An 8,852-nucleotide genomic window follows, 5' to 3' on the forward strand; every position below is an offset into this window, starting at 1 on the left:
TTGGCAACAATATGAAAACAATGAAAGTTCTTATTTATATGTTTTTTGCTTTTATTCAATTTTCTGGCTTTTCCCAAAATCTTGAGGAAAGAGAAAAAATAACAGCGGAATTTGAAAAGCGGACTGACACTCAAATTGAATTATTCAATATCAATTCGTCTTCTAAATTGTTAGATTCAATACAACTAAAATCTGAATTCCTAAAAAAGAAGAATATTGATTATAAAATTCTCGGATTTAGAATCTCTGTTATTGATAAAAATGGAGAAAAATTATTTTCTTTCAAATCATCGAAGAACAATCTCATTTCGACTGAATTTAGCGAAAAAATTGCTAATTGTGAAGAATGCAAAAATGTAAAAGTTGACTTAATAACAATAAATTGGTTTACTGGAACTTATACTTTAAAAAATAGCAAAATGTGGAATATTAAATAATACAGTTGCCAACAAAGCATAAAATTAATGGCTAGTTTTAGCTTACTTGGAAAATTCCTTCGGAATTTTCCGCTGGCAAGTTTCTATTTATTAAATTAGTGCTTAAACGCGCCACTAATATTATACGTAACCGTTGTAAATAATAGCTCCGAAAAACTTTACGCTGAAAAAAAACTAACTGAATTCTGATTTTTAAAACCAATCTTTACGCGGAATTTTAGCCTGTTTCGAAAAAAATTACTCTTGCGGATTTTTAGCTTGTTTGCGGAATTAAAAAACTAATTGAATACTCTTACCGATTTTATCACTCAAACGGATTTTAAAAGCTGCATCTGACTTTTTACTCAAACGGAATTAATTGCGGAAACAAAAAAACGTGATCACTCAAATGTGTCGCAACTATTTACAACTATGTGTAAAAAAAATACTATCTTTATTTCTTAAACGGGAATTAGTACTTTTTTGTTTTCTTACGATTTTCCTTCGGAAAATCGCAGAGCACAAAACCGTACTTTCCTTACACCAAACCGTTGGGCACAATATGAGAAAATCACTAACCATAATATTAATCGGAATTCTATCAATGGGGTTATTTAGCTTTTTAAAGAAAGAAAAAAAGACTGAACCAAACACAAATTCAGCAATTTTAGGAATGGTTCTATTAGAAGACCCAAATTCATTTGACTTAAATGGAACTGTAAATGAATTAAAAACAAAATGGAAACTAAAAGTAAATGACAATGACGCTGATGACAAAGCTGCTGTATTAGTAATTGGTGAATATAATGTTGCTATAGCAAATATTCCAGCCGCAATTCCAGGAGGTGAAGTTAAAAGAACAGCTGAATACAATTATTTCTGGGAAAACGGAATTGAAGAAACATCTAAACACAAAGGACATATTGTATTATCAATTATGAACGCTGGAAAAAATCCAGTTCGAGAAAACTTATTATATAGTAAAATTGCTTCTGCAGTTATGAATAATAGCAAAGCAATTGGAATTTACATTGGAGCTAGAACTTTAGTTCTAAAAAAGGACTTCTATCAAGCAAATGTGGAAATGATGAGCGAAGAAGACCTTCCTTTATACAATTGGATTTACTTTGGTTTAAGAAAAGAAGACGGAAAACAATCTGTATACACATACGGACTTGTTGACTTTGGAAAAATGGAAATGGAAATTGTTGAGTCCGAAAACTCAATAGAAGAATTGAATGAAATGATGTTCAATTTAGCTCATTATGTTATAGCTTTTAATGTCACGTTAAAAGATGGAGAAACGATTGGAATTTCGGCTGAACAAAAACTAAAAATTTCCGAATCAAAAGGAAAGTTCTTAGAAGGAAAAACACTAAAAATTGAATATTAAAATACTGTGCCCAACAAAGCATAAAATTAATGGCTGGTTCTAGCCTACTTGGAAAATTCCTTCGGAATTTTCCTCTGGCAAGTTTCTATTTATTAAATTAGTGCCTAAACGCGCCACTAATATTATACGTAACCGTTGTGTGTCATACAAAAAATGAGAAAATGTATAGAATAGCTTTTATAACTGATATTCATCTTGACAAAGAATTACCAAAAGGCTGTTTAGTAAATACTAAGGAAAATTGGAAAAAAATAATTGAAGATTTAAAGTCAAAAAAAATTAGTAGAATAGTGTTAGGAGGTGATATTGCTGTAAATAAATCTCTTGACTTTTTTTTCAAAACACTAAAAGGTTTTGATTTTGATTTGATTTTAGGTAATCATGATAATTATTCAGCTATTTCAAAATTTTTTAGCCCTAACAAATATGATAATGAACTTTATTACTATAAAGATGAAAATTACTATAGATTTATATTCTTGGACACTTCAGCGGGAAAATTAAGTACGATACAATTGAATTGGTTAACTAAAACCTTAAAAACAACAAAAGAAATAATTCTTTTCATTCATCATCCTGTCATAAAAATCCAAGAAAAAATTGACAAACTCTATCCATTAAAAAATAGAATGGAAATTAAAAATGTTCTAAAAAAAGCAAAAAAATCAATAACAATATTTTGTGGTCATTATCATATGAATGACGAAAGAACTGAAAACAATATTAAACAAATAATTACACAATCTACTTGTTTCCAAGTCGAAAAAGGTCAAGACGAAATCGTAATTACAACATCTAATTTTGGTTACAGAATTATAGAAATTGATAAATATAATATATCTACTACGTTGGTCAATTTTAAAGAGATAACATAAAAAGCTAATACAAGTAGATTTTAAAAAGTATTTTTAAGCTATACTTTTTACCAATAAACAGTTACATAAGATGGACAAATTTAATTTAAACCAAAGTTTAAGAATTTATATTCCAGGATTGTTATTCTCTTTTTTAACATATTTTATTTTATATGAAAATATGAGTAAAATAGAGTTTTTACTTATTCCAGCAATATTTGTAAGCATCATTTTTGACTTAATTTTTGGTAAATCTCATAAAAAGACTTTTAGAAATATTGTAGCTAAGGCTGATTTTGAGAAACATTGGGGAATGATTCTTTTAAAAAAGATTAAAATTTATAATATCAATTTTGCTAAGTTAGAAAGAATAAAAAATGGACATAATTATAAAATGTATGAATTTGTTGGATTTTCATACTTTTCTAAAAAATATAATAATACTGAATTAGCCTATTTTAGGTATCCAAAATCTCTTGGAGTTATGTATTTCAATTTATTTATTGTCTGCTCGTTTTGTATTATTATTTCTATAATAAAACTCATTTATCAATCTATGTTTAAAGTGTTTTTTGACGGAAGCCAATCAGGAATCACAATAATTATACTTTTCATTTTGGTCTTTATTTTTTATTTCGGAAGCAAAATTTCCTTTAATAATTCTTTACAACGTGAATTGAGCTACTGGAGGTCTATTGATAAAGCAGAATTAAATGAAATACTAGATATTACAAAGCTTTGGATTTCAAATGAAGAAGAAAAAAATAGTACGAACACACAACAATGGCTATAAGTAATTGCTTGTTTTCGCCTACTTCTGCAAATCCGCGAGGATTTTCAGTTAGGTATGTACCTGCAAAGTTTAGTGCTAACCCACGCAACTACTCATAGCCGAGACCGTTACCAACAAGTGCGAATGAACAGACTGCTATCCTTCCTACTTTTTTTCTCTTCTGTTTTTTGCATTGCTCAAAACAAAGACTTCATTTTTGAACTAAAACATCATCAGAATTCTGAATACTTATCTGAATTTGAAAAATCCACAAAATTTAAAGTTGAAAAAAAAGCAGATAAAGAAACTCTAAAATATTTCGACTCACTCGGAGTAAAAAGATTTCAAAGAGGGAATAAAAAAGAAACTTATAATGTCTCAACAAAAACAAAAGAACAGAAAGGAAATCAAACTATTCCAATAGAAATATTGGCTTATAATTTTGAGTTTAAAGGAACTTTGAACAAAGAAAAAGTTGACGAAAAATTTAAAATCAAATCCCTTCAAGCCAAAGGCTACGTGAATTTAGAAAACAAACTTACTATTAATGAGCTTTTAGTTGACAATAAACCAAGTGAAAAGGAGAATGAATTTATTAGAAATATAGAAAATAGAGAAATCGGAATTGATTTTCCTGAACATAAAATCGGAATTGGAGAAACTGTTTCTTTTGAACATACAATTTACTATAACGTCCCAATTGAGGGAAATAATTTCTATAACATAAATTGTACAGCAACTTTAGTCAAAGTCAAAAAAGGTATAGCTCATTTTAAAATCTCATCTGACCAGCAAACTGAAAATCGAAATTATGAATTGACTGTAAAAGGAATTTTAAAATTTGACATAGAGAATAATTTTGCCAATTATGTCTGTTTAGAAAGCACATTAAATATTAACGAAGTTATTGACGATGGAATTGTATTTGAGCACAATTACTCTGAAAAAAATAAAGTTACAACGGAATTGAAAAACACCAGTTGGTAACAAAGCATAAAATTAATGGCTGGTTCTAGCCTACTTGGAAAATTCCTTCGGAATTTTCCGTTGGTAAGTTTCTATTTACTAAATTAGTGCTTAAACACGCCACTAATATTATACGTAACCGTTACCTGCAAGCTGAAAGAAAAAACAATATGGAATTTATATTAGATGTAAGATTTGAAGATAACAACTACAATGCGATTATTCATTTGGTTACAACATTGACTGCAAACTCTGAGCAAGAAGCTCAATTATTTATAAATGAATTGACTGAAAGTTTTAAGAGAAAAGATATTTTGGTTCTCAACGGGACATTTAATCGAATAGATAATAACCCAATATTTAGAGAACGCCAATATGAATATTATCAATTTTGTAAATCAAAAGCTACTGCAACTATTGGAATTGAACAATTCTTTTTAGAAAATCCTGACCAAACAAAGTCATTAGTCGAAAATTTGACCGAAAAACTTCTAAAAGGAGAAAATTCGACAGCGAAAATAGGAAATGAATATAAAATTCCTGTTAGAGTAATAGATAAAGAAACAAGAAATCCTATTAATGGTGAATTCTATTTTATGAATATTGAACATCTTATACCAAAGGATGATTAAAGAGTATGACAATTATCGATTTACATAATAAATATAAGTCAGCAGAAATAAATTATTATGAGGCAGAACAGTTATTATACAATTTTGGAAGAGACCAAAGGTTTGAACTTTTTATTGCTTTATATGAAGCAACATTAAAGAATAATTCAAACGTGGCTTACAAAGTATTTCGAGAAGCTTATTGTTCATCCGATAACATTCACAAGCAAATAAATAATAGCCAATTCGCTTTTGAACTTAAAGACTTTTTAAATAGTCTAAAAAAACAAGGCTTTAACTTCTATAATCAGATGAGAAAAAGTGAAAAAGAATACTATGACAATTTACCAGATAATTTTTGCATATACAGAGGAATGAGTGAATTGGAAAAATTAAGTAGCAACTTTGGAATTAGTTGGAGTTTGTCAAAAAATGAGGCGGAAAAATATATTTATTTTGATAAAAACAATGTGCAAAAAGGAGGTCTAGCGAGTAAAAAAATTAATAGAGAAGAGGTATTAACAATTTTCTGTGTTCACGGAATAGAAGAAGTTATACATCTATCAAAATAAAAGCCAGCAGGTAACACCGTATATAATTTATTGCTGGCTTCTTGCCTACTTGCGAAAGTCCTCGAGGACTTTCTTGGTCGGTAATTATTTACTAAATTAGTTGCTTGAAACACGCAACAAATCATATACATCAACGTTGTAAAACATTTGAATGACTTTTAGATACCTGTACATAATTATCATCTTATTTCTGACTATTTCTTGTCGAGAAAATAAAAACAAATCGGACTTTGTTGTTTTAAAATTGCAAACCGAATGGAACTGGATTTACCAAAATGCTGATCCTACGAAATTAACCGATTTAGAATTATCAAACGTTGAAAAATTATTGCAGAACGCTGTAACAGAATATAACTTAGGACAAGCGGAGAATATCAAAGAAAGAAAAGAATGGTTTGAAAAAACTTATCCAAATGAAGATTTTAGTAAATCAAAACCTAAACTAGAAATTTATTTACCAAATTACAAAAGACAATATATCCCAGTAATTAATGACAATGGAGAAAAAGAGGTTTGGGTAAATTTATTCTGTACTACCGAAAACACAAACTGGAGAAATGAAATAGTTAAAGTTTATGATGGTGGAAATTGCTATTTTAATTTAAAAATCAACTTGACTAAAAACAATTATTTTGACTTTTTTGTAAATGGAGAAATTTAAAAAACGTTTTACAACAACATATATAATTTATTGCTAGTTCTAGCCTACTTACGAAAATCCTCGCGGATTTTCTATTCAGTTTTTATTTACTAAATTCAGTGCTTAAAAAACGCAACAAATCATATATAAAAACGTTGTGTACAATATCCACTCAAACCTAAAAATGAAAAAAACGCTGATTTTAATATTGACTATTTTACCTCTGACTTTACTCGGACAGCATTTAAAATGTTGTGAAACGGAAAAAGAAGTGGAATCATATTTGAGCGGAAAATGGAAAATAAAACATTCGGATTCTAAAACTGTTTATCACTACTGGTTTGAAAACGGAAAAGGTAATTTAGAAGAATTTGAGCTAACCGAAAACGGAGAAGAAATAATTGTTGAGGACGACCACTCATTCGTAGAAATAATAAAATATGAGAATGGATTTAAACTCAAATACACTTATTTATATGGAAATTGGATTTCGGAATTAAAATACTTGAATTCAAAAAAACTGATTTTAATAACAGACGGAAAAGAAACTGAATATTATAAAATTGAGTAATAAAAAATACTGTACACAACAAAGTATAAGAAATAATGCTTAATTTTATTACTAAATCAAAAAGATAGCGCGTATTTGGTCTCTCTGATTTTCCTACGGAAAATCCTCGGACACAAAACCGCACTATCCTTATACACAACCGTTGTGCTTCATTATGACAAACCATAACCAATGATAAAATTCTTTAGAAAAATTAGACAAAATATGCTTACTGAAAACAAATTCAGCAAGTATTTACTTTATGCTATTGGAGAAATTGTGCTTGTGGTTATTGGAATTTTGATAGCTCTTTCAATCAATAACCAGAATGAAAGTCGAAAAAATCAAAATTTAATTTCCATCTATAAATCTGAATTGGTCAATGATTTATTATTAGATGTTAGCCATTTTAAAAATCACTTATCTCTAGCTACAGAAGAAAATAAACGCATTGACAGTTTAAAAGTAATTCTTCAAAAACCAAATTGTAATATTGATACACTGAATAATATTATAAAAAATGGATTGAATTTTATTCGAAAAGAACCTTACATTATGGTTGCATCAACTGAATTTCCAATTATAAGTGATAACACTTTCTTGTCATTACAGAATTCAGGACAGATTACTTTGTTAGAAAACAAATTACAAGAGGAATTGGTAAGTTTTTATGGATATACTAGAAAGTATTCGTTTATGATAAACGAAATTATTAAGAACAAAAATGAACTATATTTTGATTATGTAAAATCTATTCCAATAAAACAATCAGAATATAATATTGTGGATACAAAACTATACGACAAAATTTGGAATAACGTTGACTGGAGTAGTGTTCAAATCAAATTTGTTACTTTATTAAATACTTACTACGAACTAAATTTAAAAACAATATTTTTCAACGATATGCGACTTTATAAAACCAACATAATGATTGAACAATTAAAATCGGATTTAAAAAAATAACGAAAGCACAACAATGGCTATAAGTAATTGCTTGTTCTCGCCTACTTCTGAAAATCCTAGCGGATTTTCAGTTTGGTTTCTACTTGTAAAGTTAATCGCTAAACCACGCAACTACTCATAGCCGAGACCGTTGCCAGCAATTTGAAGAAAATCTAGAAAAAATTGAAAAATAACAAACATCACAGCGTTTTTACTTCTAACGAAAACAACTGTTTATTTACTGAACAGTTTGACAGTTGGAAAAAATTTGATTGGAACGAAGATATGCCTCCATATTTTAAGCGTTTAAACGAAATAGATGATGATAGGTCTTTTGTTATTTTAGCTTGTTCAGTAATGGAATATCAAATTGACAGATTTTTAAATTTATTTATACCAAATCCTAAAATTTTAATAAATAATAAGACTAGCCTGAATAACAAAATTCTTATAATTCAAGCATTTAAAATAATACCTCCTCATTTTGTCCAAATAATGAATGTTTTACGAAACATTAGAAACGACTTTGCTCACAATTTGAATATTGATTCATTTTTAGATTCAGCAAAATCGGAAAAACTTCCTGAAAATATATCAGAAATGGAAAGACTATGGAAAAAATTTGAAAGCGATATGTGTTATTGGAATAATGGAGATTCGTTAAGGCTAATGTATAAAGATTTATGGCAAGTTTGTATAGAAGGGTTAAGGGTTTATGAATCGAATATTCGACTTTTTCGACAAGAAACAGAGAAAGTTGAATTTATAAATCATTTAAGTAAACTATCAACTGAATTAATGAATAAAAGGGAAGAAAAGGAACAAGAGAAAATATTGAAAACGTATATGCCTTGGCGAAAATAAAAACTACTGGCAACAACATATATAATTTATTGCTGGTTCTAGCCTACTTACGAAAATCCTCGCAGATTTTCTATTCGGTTTTTATTTACTAAATTCAGTGCTTGAAACACGCAACAAATCATATATAAAACCGTTGCCAAACATATATGAAAATAGAAAATCATAAAATATTTTGTCTTTTTATTTTTACCTTATTCAGTAACTTAACTATTGCACAAAATGATATTTATTTTTTGATAAATAAGAATGATTCACTTATAAAGACACAA

General features: G+C 28.3%; 11 protein-coding genes. All 11 read left to right on the forward strand.

Translation table 11 applies throughout. The features are described 5' to 3' along the window. Positions 1 to 437: hypothetical protein (locus ACH5TX_RS00850; RefSeq protein WP_439337662.1), on the forward strand; the 437-nt coding region annotated here is incomplete at its 5' end. A 541-nt stretch (positions 438 to 978) separates the two neighbouring features. After that, positions 979 to 1,809, forward strand: coding sequence for a DUF4261 domain-containing protein (locus ACH5TX_RS00855; protein ID WP_439337663.1), 831 nt, complete (start codon positions 979 to 981; stop codon positions 1,807 to 1,809). 161 nt (positions 1,810 to 1,970) lie between these two features. Next, a complete protein-coding gene (locus ACH5TX_RS00860) occupies positions 1,971 to 2,684 on the forward strand; it encodes a metallophosphoesterase family protein (protein ID WP_439337664.1) in 714 nt (237 codons plus the stop codon). Between the two features lie 70 nt (positions 2,685 to 2,754). Continuing rightward, on the forward strand, positions 2,755 to 3,456 hold the full coding sequence (locus tag ACH5TX_RS00865; protein WP_439337665.1) for a hypothetical protein: 702 nt from the start codon (positions 2,755 to 2,757) through the stop codon (positions 3,454 to 3,456). A gap of 72 nt (positions 3,457 to 3,528) precedes the next feature. Then, complete coding sequence (locus ACH5TX_RS00870; RefSeq protein ID WP_439337666.1) at positions 3,529 to 4,422, forward strand: hypothetical protein; 894 nt, start codon at positions 3,529 to 3,531, stop codon at positions 4,420 to 4,422. Between the two features lie 149 nt (positions 4,423 to 4,571). Then, a complete protein-coding gene (locus ACH5TX_RS00875; protein WP_439337667.1) occupies positions 4,572 to 5,033 on the forward strand; it encodes a hypothetical protein in 462 nt (153 codons plus the stop codon). 5 nt (positions 5,034 to 5,038) lie between these two features. Further along, positions 5,039 to 5,584 carry a hypothetical protein gene (locus ACH5TX_RS00880; RefSeq protein ID WP_439337668.1) on the forward strand — a complete coding sequence of 182 codons (546 nt, stop codon included), beginning with the start codon at positions 5,039 to 5,041 and terminating at the stop codon, positions 5,582 to 5,584. A 151-nt stretch (positions 5,585 to 5,735) separates the two neighbouring features. Continuing rightward, positions 5,736 to 6,245 (forward strand): hypothetical protein, encoded by a 510-nt coding sequence (locus tag ACH5TX_RS00885; protein ID WP_439337669.1) that lies wholly within the window; start codon positions 5,736 to 5,738, stop codon positions 6,243 to 6,245. 163 nt (positions 6,246 to 6,408) lie between these two features. Continuing rightward, positions 6,409 to 6,795 carry a hypothetical protein gene (locus ACH5TX_RS00890; RefSeq protein ID WP_439337670.1) on the forward strand — a complete coding sequence of 129 codons (387 nt, stop codon included), beginning with the start codon at positions 6,409 to 6,411 and terminating at the stop codon, positions 6,793 to 6,795. A gap of 171 nt (positions 6,796 to 6,966) precedes the next feature. Then, on the forward strand, positions 6,967 to 7,740 hold the full coding sequence (locus tag ACH5TX_RS00895; protein WP_439337671.1) for a DUF6090 family protein: 774 nt from the start codon (positions 6,967 to 6,969) through the stop codon (positions 7,738 to 7,740). A gap of 162 nt (positions 7,741 to 7,902) precedes the next feature. Beyond that, positions 7,903 to 8,583 carry a hypothetical protein gene (locus ACH5TX_RS00900; RefSeq protein WP_439337672.1) on the forward strand — a complete coding sequence of 227 codons (681 nt, stop codon included), beginning with the start codon at positions 7,903 to 7,905 and terminating at the stop codon, positions 8,581 to 8,583. Positions 8,584 to 8,852 lie beyond the last annotated feature (269 nt).

Origin of the sequence: Thalassobellus citreus (assembly GCF_044385915.1) — a bacterium.
GTDB classification, from domain to species: domain Bacteria; phylum Bacteroidota; class Bacteroidia; order Flavobacteriales; family Flavobacteriaceae; genus Thalassobellus; species Thalassobellus citreus.